Annotated in this window: 12 protein-coding genes and 1 tRNA gene; 4 read left to right on the plus strand and 9 right to left on the minus strand. The window is 62.4% G+C overall.

The genetic code is table 11. The annotated features are described in order from the left end of the window. Window positions 1-44: 44 nt before the first annotated feature. The 9 genes from DM995_RS11090 to DM995_RS11130 form a co-directional block, all read right to left on the minus strand. A complete protein-coding gene (locus DM995_RS11090) occupies window positions 45-815 on the minus strand; it encodes a hypothetical protein (RefSeq protein WP_116969455.1) in 771 nt (256 codons plus the stop codon). 1 nt (window position 816) lies between these two features. Beyond that, the gene (locus DM995_RS11095) at window positions 817-1,509 is read right to left on the minus strand and encodes a hypothetical protein (RefSeq protein ID WP_116969456.1); all 693 of its coding nucleotides are present in this window, start codon (window positions 1,507-1,509) and stop codon (window positions 817-819) included. Window positions 1,510-1,578: 69 nt separating this feature from the next. Then, a complete protein-coding gene (locus DM995_RS11100) occupies window positions 1,579-3,264 on the minus strand; it encodes a hypothetical protein (protein ID WP_116969457.1) in 1,686 nt (561 codons plus the stop codon). A 78-nt stretch (window positions 3,265-3,342) separates the two neighbouring features. Beyond that, window positions 3,343-6,102 carry a beta strand repeat-containing protein gene (locus DM995_RS11105; RefSeq protein ID WP_116969458.1) on the minus strand — a complete coding sequence of 920 codons (2,760 nt, stop codon included), beginning with the start codon at window positions 6,100-6,102 and terminating at the stop codon, window positions 3,343-3,345. 291 nt (window positions 6,103-6,393) lie between these two features. Beyond that, the gene (locus DM995_RS11110; RefSeq protein WP_023837468.1) at window positions 6,394-7,383 is read right to left on the minus strand and encodes a CsgG/HfaB family protein; all 990 of its coding nucleotides are present in this window, start codon (window positions 7,381-7,383) and stop codon (window positions 6,394-6,396) included. Between the two features lie 3 nt (window positions 7,384-7,386). After that, window positions 7,387-7,803 carry a curli assembly protein CsgF gene (locus DM995_RS11115; protein ID WP_023837467.1) on the minus strand — a complete coding sequence of 139 codons (417 nt, stop codon included), beginning with the start codon at window positions 7,801-7,803 and terminating at the stop codon, window positions 7,387-7,389. 676 nt (window positions 7,804-8,479) lie between these two features. Beyond that, a tRNA-Met gene (locus tag DM995_RS11120) sits at window positions 8,480-8,556 on the minus strand. Window positions 8,557-8,732: 176 nt separating this feature from the next. After that, window positions 8,733-8,978, minus strand: a complete 246-nt coding sequence (locus DM995_RS11125) for a hypothetical protein (protein ID WP_198669328.1) — start codon at window positions 8,976-8,978, stop codon at window positions 8,733-8,735. 26 nt (window positions 8,979-9,004) lie between these two features. Beyond that, window positions 9,005-10,084 carry a putative urea ABC transporter substrate-binding protein gene (locus tag DM995_RS11130; protein WP_116969459.1) on the minus strand — a complete coding sequence of 360 codons (1,080 nt, stop codon included), beginning with the start codon at window positions 10,082-10,084 and terminating at the stop codon, window positions 9,005-9,007. A gap of 743 nt (window positions 10,085-10,827) precedes the next feature. On the opposite strand from DM995_RS11130, the gene DM995_RS11135 reads away from it, so the two are divergent. The 4 genes from DM995_RS11135 (at window position 10,828) to DM995_RS11150 (ending at window position 16,071) form a co-directional block, all read left to right on the plus strand. Next, entirely contained in the window at window positions 10,828-13,248 is a 2,421-nt protein-coding gene (locus DM995_RS11135) for a TonB-dependent receptor (RefSeq protein ID WP_116969460.1), read from the plus strand. Window positions 13,249-13,363: 115 nt separating this feature from the next. Continuing rightward, window positions 13,364-14,245 (plus strand): MBL fold metallo-hydrolase, encoded by an 882-nt coding sequence (locus DM995_RS11140; RefSeq protein ID WP_232824335.1) that lies wholly within the window; start codon window positions 13,364-13,366, stop codon window positions 14,243-14,245. 153 nt (window positions 14,246-14,398) lie between these two features. Continuing rightward, window positions 14,399-15,388 (plus strand): sterol desaturase family protein, encoded by a 990-nt coding sequence (locus DM995_RS11145; RefSeq protein WP_116969462.1) that lies wholly within the window; start codon window positions 14,399-14,401, stop codon window positions 15,386-15,388. Beyond that, a complete protein-coding gene (locus DM995_RS11150; RefSeq protein ID WP_232824337.1) occupies window positions 15,385-16,071 on the plus strand; it encodes a hypothetical protein in 687 nt (228 codons plus the stop codon). Before DM995_RS11145 ends, DM995_RS11150 begins: the two co-directional genes overlap by 4 nt. Window positions 16,072-16,113: the final 42 nt, after the last annotated feature.

Consider the following 16,113-nt stretch of genomic DNA (forward strand, 5'->3'; position numbering starts at 1 on the left):
CGGCAAGGACCGATGCAGCGAGAAAGCGGGCGGGCCATCGGGCATCACCGCGGCGGAGGGGCATTGACGATGGCTCCCAGAATGGCATCGATCGCGTTGGTGGCATCGGCCGGAATATCGCTGGTCTCTTCTTCGGTGGACGGCGCCTGGCCGGTCTGGCCAGAGGTCACCACGGCCGCGATGGCGAGATCGCTGTTGCTGAGATCGGCACTGCGCCCTGCACCCAGCCGCCGCGCGGCCGCATCGGGCGCATCGCCCGCCGGGATGGTGGCGGCCTGCTGCGCGAGCAGCCGCTGTTCGGCGGAAAGCTGCGGCTGACGGCGACCGGAAAATTCGCCCGCGCGCGTCTCGATCGGCCGGGCACAGATCGCGGGACCGGCGCCCGGCTCCGCCTCGTCGCACACATCCTGGCCTTCCAGCCGCTGCGGGCCGAGCTGACCGCCGTCCTGGCCCGCCGAGCTCAGCTGGCGCGGCGGCACCGGATTGCCCGAAGGCGAGGAAAGCTGGAATCCGGACGCAAGCCCTGCACTGTCCGCCTGGCGAGTGCCGATCGATGGGACCGCCAGCGACCGGTCGGCGGACGAGGCCTGGTCGGTGTCGACGGCGGCGCTGCGATCGCGGGTTTCGGTCTCGTCCGCCTGCTCGGCGTCCTGCGCTCCCGATGCCGCGCCATCCTGGGCCGATGCACCGGGCAGCGCCTGCGTGGATGCGATCGCCGCGAGCACCAGCAGCCCCAGCATCGCGATGCGCACCATCTCGCCCCTGCTGGGCAGGCGCAGCGGAGGCAGCGAGCGTGGCGAGGGCGTTCTGGGCATGTCAGGTGCCCCCGTTGGACTGGGTGATCGACATGGCCTGGTTGCCGCTCTGGACGATCTGGAGGTCCGACAGGCCATTGCCGTTCTGCACCCAGCGCAGCTGGTTCGCGGTTCCGTTCTGCGTTGCGGTCATGGCGTTGTTGTCACCCAGCTGGACCAGTTCGGCACGATTGTCCGACCCGTTCTGTCCCAGTTGCATCTGGTTGCCCGACCCCTGTTGCGCAAGCATTGCGGTGTTGACACTACCGGCGCTCGCGGATTGATCAAGCAGGATCGCATTGGCTTCGCCCTGCTGCGCGACGACCGCGACATTGCCGCCGCCATCGCTGGAATTCTGTTTGGCAACAAAGGTGTTGAGCAAACCCGCCTGGTCGATTTCCAGATAGGCGGTGCCCGCGCCCTGCTGGGTCACCCGCGCAGTGCCGTTGTCGCCATCCTGGCCGATCCGGGCGAATTGCTGGCTGCCATTCTGGCTGATGCTGGCGGTGTTGTTGTCGCCGATCTGCGCGATATAGGCGCTGGTGCGCAGCGGCACCGGCCGCATCAGCGCGATCGGCTCGGATGGCGCGCCCGCGGTGCAGGTCCCCCCCGCTGCGCCGGCGCACGGATCGGCCGGAGCGGTCTGCGCATATACCGTCTGTGCCCCCAGAACCATCAATGCGGTGACGGTCAGCCTGGCAGAATATGTGCGCATGGAAACTCTCCTTCATTGCCCTTGGGGCAGCCCCGCATGGTGCGGAGCTGCCCCTCGGATCATCGGGTGTCAGTTGGGTGCACCCTGGGTCACGATGGCCGTGTGGCCTGTGCCGCCCTGATTGACCGAAGACACATTGGCATCGGAATACTGCGTCACCGAGGCCAGGTGCCCCGAACCGGTCTGGATGATGTCGGACAGGTTGTTTTCTCCCAGCTGAGTGACGTTCGACGTTTGGCCGGTTCCATCTTGGTCGATGGTCGAAACATTGTCCGCACCGTTCTGGACCACATTGGCATTGAGTACGATCGCACCACCATTGCCTGTCTGATCGATCGTGCTGGTGTTGGAACCATTGCCACCCTGCGAGACATTAGCTGAAAGGCTAATGCCGTTCTGGGTCGTCAGCGCCCGGTTGAACATCGAGATTTGCGTGATGCTTGCCTCGTTGTCGCGGCCGTTGTCGCCGCCCTGAACGATCTGGGCACCAAAGGCGAACGCGCCTGTCCCGATGTTCTGGCTACCGATTTGCTCGATTGTAGCGCTCTGGTTCTCACCGCGCTGAACAGTGCTCGCGGTGTTATCATTTCCTCGCTGGGTGATCGTTGCTTCCTGGTCTTCCCCGAAGCCGCCATCAAAAAGCCCGGCAAAGCCACTTGCCCTATCGCGTCCCTGGTCCACCTCGGCTTCGTTGCCGGTGCCGGGTTGGGTAATGGTGGCAGTCTGGTTCTCGCCGCGCTGGGCGATGTCAGCAAGGTTGTTGCTGCCATCCTGCGTGACAAAGGCATCATGGTTGCGACCGACATCGCCGCCCTGATCGACAAAGGCCCGGTTCTTGTCACCGTTCTGGGTTACTTCGGCATTTTCGTTGAAACCGCGCTGGGTGATCTCAGTACGGTTCTCGAACCCGTCCTGCACTACCTCAGCGGTGTGGTCCGTGCTGAGATTGGCACCCTGATTGATCGAGGCATAGTTGTCGTTGGCGCCCTTTTGCAGCACCGAGGCTTCGTGAAGGCCGCCCGCCTGACGGATGATCGCATCGTTCCCTGTGCTCTCCTGAACGACACCAGCGGCTGCGGTGCTTCCGACACCGTTACCCGCGCCACCCTGGATGATGTCGGACAGGTTGTCGTCGCCCGACTGATCTACATTGGCGATATTGGCACCGACGCCCTGCTGGATCAGCTTGGAGTCGTTGAGGTCGCCACCCTGATTGATCAGGGCCTGGTTGAGGCCGCTGCTCTGAGTCACTGTCGATTCGTTGCCATCGCCGGACTGCACCACGGAGGCGTCGTTCAGATTACCCGACTGATTGACGATCGACTCATTGTCCTGGCCCTCCTGCTCGACATCGGCATTGTCCAGGTCGCCACTCTGCGTGACCCGCGAGTCATTGCCGAGGTTCGACTGCTCGACGGTCGCGGTCGAGAAGTCGTTGGTCTGGCGAACGCGCGAGAAATTGTCGGTGCCAGACTGGGTGACATCAGCGGTATTGTTGTCATCGCTGCTACCGGTTCCGTTATCCTGAAAGATTTCGGACTCGTTGCGGTCGCCGGACTGGTCCAGAGTCGCCGAATTGGTATCGCCGCCCTGGGTGACCAGCGATTTGCCATTCGTACCCTTTTGTTCCACGAACACGATACCGTCAGTACCGCTCTGGGTGGCCGTAGAACTGTTGTTGACGGTCTGGGCGACAGCCGGGACCGCAGTGAATAGCGCTAGCGACGACGCGCTGAGCAAAAGAACACGTTTCATCAAGAATTCCTAATATGCTGAATGGGCTGGAAGCGGCTAGCGTTGCCCGTCCACAACGCCAGCCAGTCTTCGTTTGGGTCAGTTCACCGGCGGAGCGGCGGGTGCGTTCTGCAGCACCGTGGCGGTGTTGCCGTTGCCCGACTGGGTGATCGAGGAAGCATTGTTCATGCCGCCTTGGGTCACTTCAGCACTGTTGCCATTACCAGTCTGGAGGATGGTTGATTCATGGCCCGTTCCGGTTTGCTCGACCGAAGCGAAGTTATCGACGCCCGTCTGGGTGATGTCGCTCTCGTTGAAATCGCCGATCTGGCTGCTGCTCGCTTCATTGGCGGTCAGAGCCGTAGTCGAGAATCCGGTCTGCGAGATCGACGAGTCATTGCCCTCACCATCCTGCGTGATCGATGCCTCGGCGCCGATCGCGAACTGAGCCGGGTTGGTCGCAAAACCAGCCGAGATCTGCTCAATATAGGCAACGTTGGTGGCACCACCCGCATTGTTCTGCGTGACATTAGCCACCGCACCACCGTTCTGGAAGTTTTGGACAACTTCAGAGTCGTTGTTGCGTCCAGTCTGGAGGATCGTCGCGTCATTGTCGGTCGAAGTGGTCGAGGAATATTGCGAGGAGTTTTCCGAACCCTGCTGATCGACAATCACGTCGCCATTCGAGGCATTGCGCCCCTGAACAACGTTTGAGAAGTTGCCGGTTTCGCCTGCGCCGGTATAACTCTGCGTCACGCTGACACTGCTACCCAGGTTGACGTTATCCTGCGTGACGGTCGAAATGTTCGACTCACCAATGGCCGGCCCCGAGCCGTTATCGCTCTGGTCGACAAGGACCGTGTTGGCCGGCGGAGCGAGGGTCGAATCGGCTTCGGTGGTGACGGTCGAGGTCGATCCGTTGGCACCGCTCTGCAATACGGTTACTTCACCGCCAGCAAGCTGGGTGATGGTCGAATTGCTGTTATCGCCAGTCTGCTGAACATCGGCCGTAGCGGCGGCTCCGCGCTGGTCGATGTCGGAATCGTTCGATTCGCCGGACTGAAGCACGGTTGCGCTGGAAGCACCCGACTGGAGGATCAGCGAGTTGTTCAGAACGCCGTTCTGTGTCACGTCGGCGAAGCCGCCGCTGACAGCCGTCTGCTGGATGTCCGACACGTTCTCGTCGCCGGTCTGATCAACAAAGGCTTGCGCCCCATCGGCATCCTGCTGGACGAGCGATGTGTTGGACGGTGCGAACGTTCCCGTCAGGTTTTCGGCCCGCTGGATAACATCGGCCGTAGCACCATCGGCGCTCTGGGTAACACGCGAGGCGTTGCGACCGAAATCGCCAGGAGCGACGCTGCCCTGGTCGACGATGGCCGTCGAAGCCCCGGTCTGTGTCACGACCGACGTGTTATACACGCCGCTCTGCGTAACATCTGCGGTGGCATCAGCGCTCTGGGTGATGGCCGAACGGTTCAACGTCCCGGTCTGAATCAGATCGGCTTCGGCTCCATCGGCACCCGCATTCTGATCAACAAACGAAACGTTGTTGCTATAGGCGGTACCTGCCGCCGACGGGGGCAGCGTGTCGCCGTCCCAGTTGCGAGGACCAAGGGTATTGGCACCGCCACCCTGTGTCACGTTTGCACGGGCACCGGCGTTCTGGTTGATTTCGGAGAAGTTGTTGCTGCTGGTCTGCAGGCTGGTGGCCGAGGCGTTGGCCGAGGTTGCCGACTGCGTGATCGTCGATACGTTGTCATCGCCGGTTTGCGTAATGAGCGCATCCACCGGAACGGCGTCTTGTGTGATCGTGGCTGAGTTGTCGTCACCGGTCTGGATGACATCAGCCGTGGCATTGTCAGCTGGCACAACAGGCGCGGTCGGTGGGCTGTTGTCGCCATTGCCATCGCCATTCTGGCGGACGACAGTGGCCGTGTTGCGATTGCCGTTCTGCGTGATGCTGGCATCCGCAAAATCTCCATTCTGCGTGATCGAGGCATTGTTCAGATTGCCGTTCTGAATCACATCGGCAACCTGGTCGTCGCCATTCTGAAAAATGGTCGACTCGTTGTCGTCACCGTCCTGCGCAACACCGACATTGGTGTCGAAATTGGCGAGGTTGTTGTCCGGATCACCAATATCGCCATTACGACCGCGCTGCTCAACCAGCGAGCTGTTGCCAGTGCCTCGCTGATCGACGGCAGCTTCGTTGTTGCCGCCAAGCTGGAGAATGTCGGATTCGTTCGTTCCGTCCTGATAGACATATGCGTTTGCAGCGCCGCTGCCGGTCTGGCTGACATCCGAGTCTGCCGCACCGCTAGTTTGAAAAACGCTAGCGCGCTGGTTGGTCCCGGTCTGGGTCACGGTGCTTACGGCGCCATTCGTTGCGGCGCCTTGGTTGACATAGGCCTGGCCGTCGTTGCCAATCTGGGTAACGAACGATCCAGTGGTATTGTCACCGCCGGTTCCGTTCTGGATGACGGTGGCAGTGTTGCCCTTGTCCGTCGCGCTGTTACCCTGGGTGATCGTGGAGCGCATCCCGTTGCCGCCCTGATCCAGAGTGGCGCGGTTGCGATTGCCCTGCTGATCGACATCGGAGAAGCCGCCGGTGCCGGTCTGCTCCACATCGGCGACCAGAGTCTTGCCCGCACTGGGACCCGATGCGAACGTGTTCGCTCCGTTGCCATTCTGATCGACGTCCGAGACGTTTCCGGTGCCCGACTGGGTGACGGTCGCGACCGCTGCTGTACCGCTCTGGTCAATGGTGGAGTTGTTGTTGACGACAGTCTGCGCCACCGCCGGCATGCCGATCATCAGCGCAAGCGCCGAGACCGAGGTGTAAATGGAGGTCTTCATGGTTGATAATCCTCTGTTCAAGGGTCATAACCATGCTGCTCCGGAAGCAGCATTGCCGCCGGGGTCAGCATGATTGTTTCACACGCACTCATTGTTGTCATGCTCACGCATCGGAGTTGCAGCTCCGGTGCGTGAGTTTTGTCAGGTCTTTATGTCAGTTCCGGATGCCGCCTGACCGGCTCCGGCTCTCGTCCGCGATCCTGGAGGGTTTGGACACCCCTTCCGGGGACCTGGCCGCTCCTGTCTTGCGCCTGCATCCACGCCGCTAGCTGTGATGCAGGACATAGCTGCTTAATTGGTCTCCGAGATTACCTCGCTTTTCTTCCCGTTCGTTTTCCTGTCCTTCACCTTCATCGGGGCAAGCTGACGCGCCTTTTCCTCGGCGCGCTGGACCTGTCCCGGCGTGAATTTTCCATCGCGTTCCTGCTGATATTGCAACAGCTTGGCCATTCCGGCCTCGCGGTCCGCGAAATCCCAGAGGCGCAGCTCGACGCCTTCCATGACCAGCGCATAGACCGCCTTCTCGATCGCCTGCTGCAGAGCCAGCTGGTCGGGCTCGTTGGTGGTGAACCCGGCCTCGGCCTCGAGCAGCTCGCGGAACGCGACGAACTTGAACGCGCTCGCGCCAAAGGCCTGCGAGGCGATGGTCTTCGAGGCGGTGACCGTGGTCAGGACCTCGCCGGTGCGCACCGACACCGCGCGCAGATAGACCGTCACGGTGTCCTGGCGATATTCGGTGCGCCCGCCAATGCCCAGGAACGCCGCGCCGGCGCCGCCGGTCAGCGTGTTCGAATCATAGCCGATGATCCCGCCTTCGAGCAGCACCCCGGCGAACAGCAGCGCGGGCAGTGCGTCCGGATTGACCGCGCGCTCGCCCAGATAGCGTTCGCGCATCTCGCGGATGATCTGGCGCTCGTTGAGCAGGTTCTTGAGATTCTCGCGCTCGACGATCGTGAACCAGCTGCGGTCGCCGACATCCTGCAGCGCCTTGACCAGCACCGAGGCGCCGCCCTGGCTGACCGCACGCGACAGCGTCTGGCCGGTGGCGCTGGGCTTGAACTGGCCGGTCTGGTCGGTGAAGCTGTACACCGCCACCGCGACCTGGCGCGAAGGCTTGGGAATGCCGCGCAGCAGCAGCTGGGTCTGCGTCGCGTTGGGCAGATAGGCATAGCTGGTTGTTTCGGGGATAAAGGCCTTGCCGCTGCCACCCACGGTGGTGCAGCCGCTCGCCATCAGCGCGATCGAAAGGGTTGCAAGCGTTGGAATGATCGGAAGACGCATGGCTCAGTCGACATCCACAAAGGTCGGCACGACGATCACGGTTTCTTCACCCGTATCGTCGTTGATGATCGTGATGGTCACTTCGGTCAGCGAACGGATGAATCTGACAGTCTGGCCGCCAAAACTGATCGTGCCGCTTTCCTGGGGGTTGTCACCGAAAATCGCGGTAACAATCTGCGACGAGAGCGCGGACAGAAGGCGCGACTGGAGCTGGCGGGCGAAGATGTCGGCCTGCGAGCTGCTCGAGCTGGAAGCGGGGTTGGTGAAATCATTCTGCGCATTGGCGATGCCAAGCAGATGATTGGAATTGAATGGGTTTCCGCCGAAACTCGGATTGACAGGCGTGTAGACGATGTCCTGCGCAACGGCCTTGCTACCCAGTGGAACGGCGATACCGACCACCCCCAGCCAGGCCACCATGACGGCGCTGACCGTGCGTCTGTACGAGTGCACAACGTATCTCCTGCAGCTCGCCCCCGGAAGCTTTGCGCTTCTCGAACGGCATAAAATCTTGCGACTCGATTTTCTGAACCGGACCTTAGGAGTGATTAACGGAGTGTAAAATAATGCAAAGCGATTATGGATTGGCGCCATTTTGGCGACAATGTCGCAGCTTTGATAGCAGTTGCAATGGTTTGCCCCACGCGAAAGTCCGGATTTTCGGCGCTCTCGGCAGGCCTGGGCCGCGCGGCCGGGAATGGTTAAATGCGACGACACGAGTGCAAGGAATGCGCTGGATTTTACAATCTGTCCGGTTTCGAGACAGCGACGGGCACCAGGGTTAAGCTATTCGGCGCCAATCTTGTGGAAAAGTCGGCGTAAACTTGCACGTTAGCATTGCGGTGGAGGCACCCGATCATGCGCGGATGGTCAATTCAACCGCTCTTCGACAGCTTGGGGACGGACTCATTTCGGCGTTGGTAAGTCGCTTTTCGGCAACATCCGGCCATGTAACCGGTGGGATCAGGCGGATGCGCGATCGCCGTTGCACGCTATTTCGCCGGCCACGCCCAGCCCGGACGCGGCAAAGCCCCGAAAGCGGATGCTCCGAGGCTGGTCTGGTGTGATGGATCGATGCCAGGACGGCGATAGGTCTTGGTTGCGGGAGCAGGATTTGAACCTGCGACCTTCAGGTTATGAGCCTGACGAGCTACCGGGCTGCTCCATCCCGCGCCACCAAGAGGGCTGTTTTGATGCAGCCCGGAGCGATTTGTTTTGCCGGATCGCTTGTGGGCGATCCGGTGGCGGGCTGCTCCATCCCGCGTCACCAAGTTGTGCGCCCTTGTGGGGACGCTGGCCGTAGAGGCCAAAAAACCGCCCTGGCATGGGAGCCCTGGGCGGTTGATTGATCATTGTGATGGGTTTTGTCCATTGCGCACCGGCTTCAATGCCTGGCGACGCCCTACTCCCGCCTGGAACATCAGCGCGGACATGGCCTGCATCATCTGCCCGGGCAGCGGCAGGATCTTGTCCATCGGGTTGTCGGCATGGCGCTGCGCCGCGACGATCAGATAGGCGATCAGCAGCACCGCGACCGGCAGCGCACCGAGCAGGATGCTCTCGCCCTTTTTGGGATGTCGGTTGACCCAGCGCATCGCCGTTCCCCTGCCCCGATCCGCGCTTACAGCTTTCCGTCCGCGGCAAGCTTCATGAACGCATCGTCGAAGCGCAGCGTCACCCGCGCCGGATCGCCCAGCACCTTGCCGCCGGGGAACGCGATGCCCACGGCATCGGCGCTGGCCGCGCCCTTGAACAGGCCCTTGGAGAAGCTGAAATCGCGCACCTGGGTCATCGTGGTGACGAGCGCCGGAGAGGTCGCCGCCGCGACCGCCGCCTTGGGATCGGCATAGAGGAAGGTGGTCTTCAGCTGGCTGTCGAACATCTCGGGCGTGGCGCCCGAGAGCTTGGCCATGGCAGCACGGGACGCCTTTCCTTCCGCATCGTCGCGCTGCATCAACGCGACCGTCTCGTACCAGATGCCTGCCAGCGCCTTGCCCAGGTTCGGATTGGCCTTGAGCGTCGCGGTGTCGACCACCATCAGGTCGAGAATCTCGCCCGGAATATCGGCCGAGCTGAACACCTGAGCGACGCCGGGCTCGCCCTTCATCACCGAAAGCTGCGGATTCCAGGCGACTGCGGCGTTGACGTCCGCCGCACCGAAGGCCGCGACGATGTCCGCGTCCGAGGTGTTCACCGTCTTGACGTCGGTCGACTGGAGCCCCGCCTTTTCGAGCGCGCGGGTAAGCAGATAGTGCGAGACCGAGAGCTCGACGAGATAGACCTGCCGCCCCTTGATCGCGGCCAGGCCGTTCGCGCCCTTGAGCAAAACGCCGTCATTGCCGTTCGAATAGTCGCCGATGATGACCGCGGTGGTATCCTTGCCGCCTGCCGCCGGGATGGTCAGCGCGTCCATGTTGGCGACCGTCACGCCATCAAACTTGCCCGCAGTGTACTGGTTGACCGACTCGACATAGTCGTTGACCTGCACGAAGTTGATCTTGATGCCGTATTTGTCGGCCCATTTCTTCACGATGCCCGCCTGCTGCGCATAGGGCCAGGGCATCCATCCGGCATAGATCGACCAGCCGATATTGAATTCGGTCTTGGGCTTGGCAGGCTCGGGGGAACCGGAACAGGCGGCGAGCGCGAAAGCCCCCAGCATCGCCAGAAGGGTGGAAAGCCTGCGCAACAGCCTTGTCATGATTCGGTCCCCTTTCGCAGTGCAGCATCACGAGGCCGGGCGAGCTTGTCCAGCAGAAAATATTACCATGAGTGAAAAACGTAATAACCGTTGGAGAGAGGATGCTTCCGGCGCTAGTTCGCGTTGCCGGGCTGCCACGCTTCGATCTTCCAAGCGCTCGACCTCGCAAAGCCCGGAAAATCGGGCCCGCTTAGCGAACAGTGATTCGCGCGGCCCAGCGATACCCGTGGCCAGCGAGTGATTCGCCGGCATGAAGCGGCGCTCGCTCGCGAAGCATTTCTGCGTAAGAGGCGGCTTTGCCGATCGGCCATCAAACCGCGTCAATCCCGTGATTTTTTGCGGTGCAGCACAAAATGCCGTTCATACTGAGCAAGTGCAAAATTATTACGCTTGACGCATTCCGTAATATCCATACCGTATCGGGTGTCGCTGGCACATCGCCAGCGGCACTATCGACTGTTCGCAAGCGAGGGTCCGTGGATCGAAAGCCGGCCTGTTCGGATATCAGACAAGGCGCTGCGCACCGCGCAGACGGCACGATCACCCTACGCAAAGCGATATCTACCCCCGCAGGCCAAACCGCCGCGCGACGTGCAATGGCGCGCGCGCAGACAAGGCGGCGCGTGTGGGGAGGTTCAGGGAGAACAGGCCGGAAAACCGGCGATCAAGGGGTCGGCATCGCCAGAACCCCAGGGGAGACGGGTGTCATTTGAAAAGGCTCACCAAGAATTGGGGGTCTGAAGATGACGAACAAGCTGTTCCGCGCCACCTTGCTGGGCGCTACCATGTTGATGGGCATGGGCACCGCGCCTGCCTTTGCGCAGGACACGGCGGGTGATGCCGCACAGGACACCGAGCAGGAAGGCGGCAGCAACGTCATCGTCGTGACCGCGACCCGCCGCGCGACCTCGATCCAGGACGTTCCGATCAACATCAGCGCGATCGGCGACGAACAGCTCGCCCGCCAGCGCATCGACGATGTGCGCGACATTGCCGATTTCACCCCAGGCCTGACCATCTCCGACACCGGCCCCGGATCGACCGGAACCATCGTGCTGCGCGGCCTCAACGCTTCGGACACCAGCGCGACCGGCGCCTCGTTCGACGACGCGCTCGGCCTGTATCTGGGCGAAGTGCCGCTCTATTACGACTTCAAGCTGCTCGACATCGCGCGCGTCGAGGTGCTGCTCGGCCCGCAAGGCACGCTCTATGGCCTCGGCACGCTGGCAGGCGCGATCCGCAACATTCCCAACCGCCCCAATCTCGAAAGCTTCGAAGGCGAGGTGCACGGCCGTTTCTACGCCAAGCAGCACAGCAGCAAGCTCGGCTATCAGGCCGATGGCGTCATCAACATCCCGATCATCAAGGATCATCTCGCCTTCCGCAGCGCCACCGGCTATTTCTACGACCCCGGCTTTATCGACTACACGCTGCTGCTTCAGACGCCGGGCCGATCGCTGCCCCAGCCCAACGGGCCGAACACGATCACCGCAGCGGGCTATGCCGCCAACCTGCGCCGCGACAATGACGTCAATTTCGAAAAGACGATCAGCACGCGCAACCAGCTGCTCTATCAGGCGAGCGAGGATTTCAAGCTCAACATCACCTATGCCTATCAGCGCACCAAGACCGATGGCGGCCAGTATAACAGCGACTTCGTGTTCGGAACCGGGCGCTACGAGAGCGCCTCGCGCTTCCTCGAGCCGGTCGATCGCCGCGCGCATCTGATCAGCGCCGAGATCAACGCCAATATCGGCAATATCGCCGATCTGGTCGCGACCACCGCGCATACCGACGTGAAGAACGAGCGGGTCGGCGACAATACCGACCTGCTGCTCGACCTCGATTACGGCTATGAATCCTTCCCGGCCTTTTCGAGCTTCAACGAGAGCACCAACCGCCGCAAGCAGTTCAACCAGGAAGTGCGCTTCGTCTCTCGCCACGGTGGGCCGTTCAACTGGGTGCTCGGCGCGTTCTACAACCGCCGCACGTTGCAGAACGACTATCGCGAACGGCTGCCGAACCACCCGTTCGTCGCCTTCGGCACGCTGCCCAACCCGCTCGAGCTCGAATATGTCTCGTTCAACCGTTCGCGGGTGACCGAGCGCGCGGTGTTCGGCGAGGGCACCTTCCGCATCACGCCCGAATGGCAGGTGACCGCCGGGGCGCGCTATTTCGGCTATCGCTCCGAAGTGTCGGGCCGCGCGGTGCTGCCGCTGCTCGGCGATCCCCTCAGCCCCTATGACCTGCCCTCGGCCGGCGGCGTGGCCAAGAAGAGCGGCTGGGTGTGGAAGTTCAACAGTTCGTACAACATCACGCCCGATGTCATGGTGTATGCGACCTATTCGAAGGGCTATCGCCTCGGCGGGCCCAACACGGTCGCGCCGTGCGTGCTGCCGCTCAACCCGAACCAGCAGAATGTCTGTGCGCTGCCCAACGAGCAGCAGTTCGGCCCGGACACGACAAAGAACCTCGAGCTGGGCATCCGCACCGAGCTGTTCGACAACATGCTGACGTTCAATTTCAACGTCTTCCAGATCAAGTGGAACGGCATCCAGGTCGCTTCGGCCACGGTCAACGGCGTGGTCGGCATCACCGTCAATGGCGGCACCGGCAAGTCCGAAGGCTTCGAAACCTCGTTCCAGCTGCGTCCGCTGCCCCGCTTTACCATCCAGGGCAATTTCTCCTATCTCGACGCGCGGCTGACCCAGGACGTACCGGGGATCATCGCGGTCAACAGCCCGGCGGGCATCTATCCCAGCCGTCCGATCCAGCTCGACGCGCTGTCGGGCGACCGGCTGCCCGGTTCCGCCAAGACCAGCGGCGCGCTGGGGGCGACCTATACCGCGCCGTTCATGGACGGGAACATCGTCGCCGACTGGACCGCGACCTATCGCGGCAATGTCGTCACCCGGCTGGGCTGGGATCGCGCGTTCGGCGACAAGCTGCCGGGCTTCACCACGCACCGCGCCTCGGTCTTCTACGAGACCGACCGCTACAGCTTTGGCGTGTGGGCCAACAACATCTTCGACAAATATGCGGTCAACGCGGTGTCGAACGATCGCTCTCGCGTCGGCCTGAACGACAATGTCCGGCTGCGCTATCTGCGCAACAGCGTCATCAACCCGATGACCCTGGGTCTGGAGGCGCGGTTCAGGTTCTGATCGCAGGCTTGGGCGCAGGGCTGGTTGGGCAAGGCCGGTCCCGCCCCATGCGACCCGCCATCAAGGGGGCCAGATGATGACAGCAAAAGGCCGAATTCTTGGAACTGCAGGGCTCATGATGGGGCTGGGGACCTCCGGCTCGCTTGCCGCCGCACCCGCTGCCCCCCTGCCCCGGCTGTTCGCCGAACGCTGGATCGACGGCACCAACGGCGCCGAGCCTGTCGCGCAGGTCCAGGCACTCGACGCCGACACGTTCGTCATCCGCCAGTCGGTCAGGACCAATTTCGAAGCGCCGTTCCTCTATCTGCTGTTCGGGCGCGACAAGGCGCTGCTGATCGATACCGGGGCCGAAGGCGGGGTCATCCGCCCGGTGGTCGACCGGGTGATCGCAGACTGGCTCGCCGCGCATGGTCGCAGATCGATCCCGCTGGTCGTCGCGCACAGCCATGCGCATGGCGATCATATCGCGGGCGATGCGGCGTTTCGCGATCGGCCTGGCACCACGCTGGTCGGGCTAAAACCGGCCGATGTCGCCGCGTTTTTCGGGATCAAACCCTGGCCCGGCGATATCGCGACCTTCGACCTGGGCGGCCGGGCGCTGTCGATAGTCCCGACGCCGGGGCATCAGGTGGCCGCCATGATGGTCTATGACCCGAGGCTCAAGATCCTGCTCTCGGGCGATACGCTCTATCCCGGACGGCTCTACGTGCCGGTCAATTTCCTCGCCGACAACCGCGACAGCATCGATCGATTGAGCGCTTTCGCGCGCACGCACCCGATCCGCGCGGTGCTCGGCGCGCATATCGAGATGACGCGCGAGCCGGGGCGCGACTATGCGCACGAGGTGCTCGAGCACCCGAACGAGCATCCGCTCGAGCTGCCCGCGAGCGAGATCGCCGAACTGCGCCAGGGGCTCAGGGCGAAGCTCGACACGCCGGGCCAGTCGCATGTCCATGACCGCTTCATCATCGTACCGGTGCCGCCCCGTGACGAATGACCGCATAGATCAGGTCTATGGGAACTATTGGCCGATGCCGTCTGGCGTGATGGCCGGGATTTTACAACGCTCTTTCCACTGCGAACCTCAACCGTCCCGCCTTCAGTGCTGCCCTATGCCGGCAGCCCGGGACCGAAACGCGAGTACAGGCACATGAACGGAGTCCGCGTCGGCAACCGCATCATCGGGGCAGATTCACCCGTCACCATCGGCTGGGAAAATGTACCCAGGGTGGAGGGCGGGCCGTTCAAGCGGCTGTTCTTCACCTGGTTCCAGCCTGCCGTGCTCTTTTCGATGATCCTGTTCTGGTATTATGCGCCCAATTCGATCGCCAAGGCCTCGACCGCGATCGGCATCGGCATCGCGTTTCGCGCGCTGCTGCTCGCGCTCGAATGGGTCAACCCGCGCCACAAGAGCTGGGAGCTGACCTGGAAGGAATGCGTGACCGACCTGTTCTATGTGGGCCTGGGCTATACCATCCTCAATCTGGTCGACAATTTCATCGGCAGCGACGTGCTGATCGAGAACCTGCTGAGCAGCTTCAACTGGGACAAGTTCGCCTGGTTCACTGGCCTGCCTTTGCTGGTCCAGGCGTTCCTGATCCTGTTCATCTTCGATTTCGGCCAGTACTGGATGCACCGCGGCATGCACAACTGGTACCCGCTCTGGCTCACCCATTCGGTGCACCATTACATCACCCAGCTCAACATCAACAAGGGCGCGGTCGGCAACCCGGTCGAGCTGTTCCTGATCGGGCTGGGCATTGGCGGGCTGTTCGACTTCCTCCCGCGCGCCGCGCTGCTGGCAGGCGCGATCGGCATGTCGATCGGCGTCTATCAGCATATCAATGTGCGCTTCAACACCCCCGCCTGGTGGCGCTTCCTGTTCAACACCACCGAGCATCACAGCCTGCACCATTCGCTCGATTTCGAGGCGACGCGCAGCAACTATGCCAGCAATTTCATCTTCATCGACCGCATGTTCGGCACCTGCGTCGATGGCGAGGCCGAGCTGTTGGGCATGGAAGGCGGCCGCCGCATGTCGATCCGCGAGCAGATGACCTACCCGTTCACCGAAGGCTGGAAGACGATGAAGCAGAAGTTCGGCAAGCCCGACGACACCCACGCGGTGCCCGCAGAATGACCGGCCAGGCCCCCAGCATGGATGGCGACCGCCTTCCCGCCATCGCACCGAGCGGCGATACCCGTTCGTGGATGCGGCTGATCGACTGGATCTGGACAGTGCGCGGCGAACTGCCGCTGCCGGCCGGACAAAGCGCAGCCGAGGCCCTTGCCCGGCTCGAACCGTTCTTCCGCGAACCCGGCACCAGCTTCGACCAGGCCGAGGGCAGCCTGACCTTTACCAAGAAGGACCCCCTCGCTCAGGACCGGATGTCGATCTACGATCGGGGCGAACTGCGCGTCGAGAGCCAGCCGGGCGGCGGCGTGCTGCGCTACTGGATGACGAGCAAGTCGCTGCTCTTCTGCTTCCTCGCGCCGTTGCTGTTCGTCGCCTTCGGCCAGATCATCGTCGGGGTCGGCATATTGGCCAAGCCCGATACCGAACAGGCGGACAAGAAGAAGAAGGACGAGAAGGACAAGGTCCGCGAGCTGCACTGGATCGACCAGATGCTCGGCGCGCCCGCGCCCGAAAAGCCCAAGAAGGACGAGAAGGAAAAGAAGAAGGAAGAGGGCGGCAAGGACCGCTTCTCGCCGACCTCGGCCTATGTATTCGCCGGGCTGTTCGCGCTGCTCTACGTCATCGGTCGCATCCTCGAGGACCGGCTGATCCGCAGGCGCTTCCTGCGCAGCCTTTCGGGAGGCTGAGCCTGACCGATCGGGTTGCGATTGCCGATCGAGCCGGCGCAC

It is taken from the genome of Blastomonas sp. UPD001 (assembly GCF_003426715.1).
In the GTDB taxonomy this organism is placed as follows: Bacteria; Pseudomonadota; Alphaproteobacteria; order Sphingomonadales; family Sphingomonadaceae; genus Blastomonas.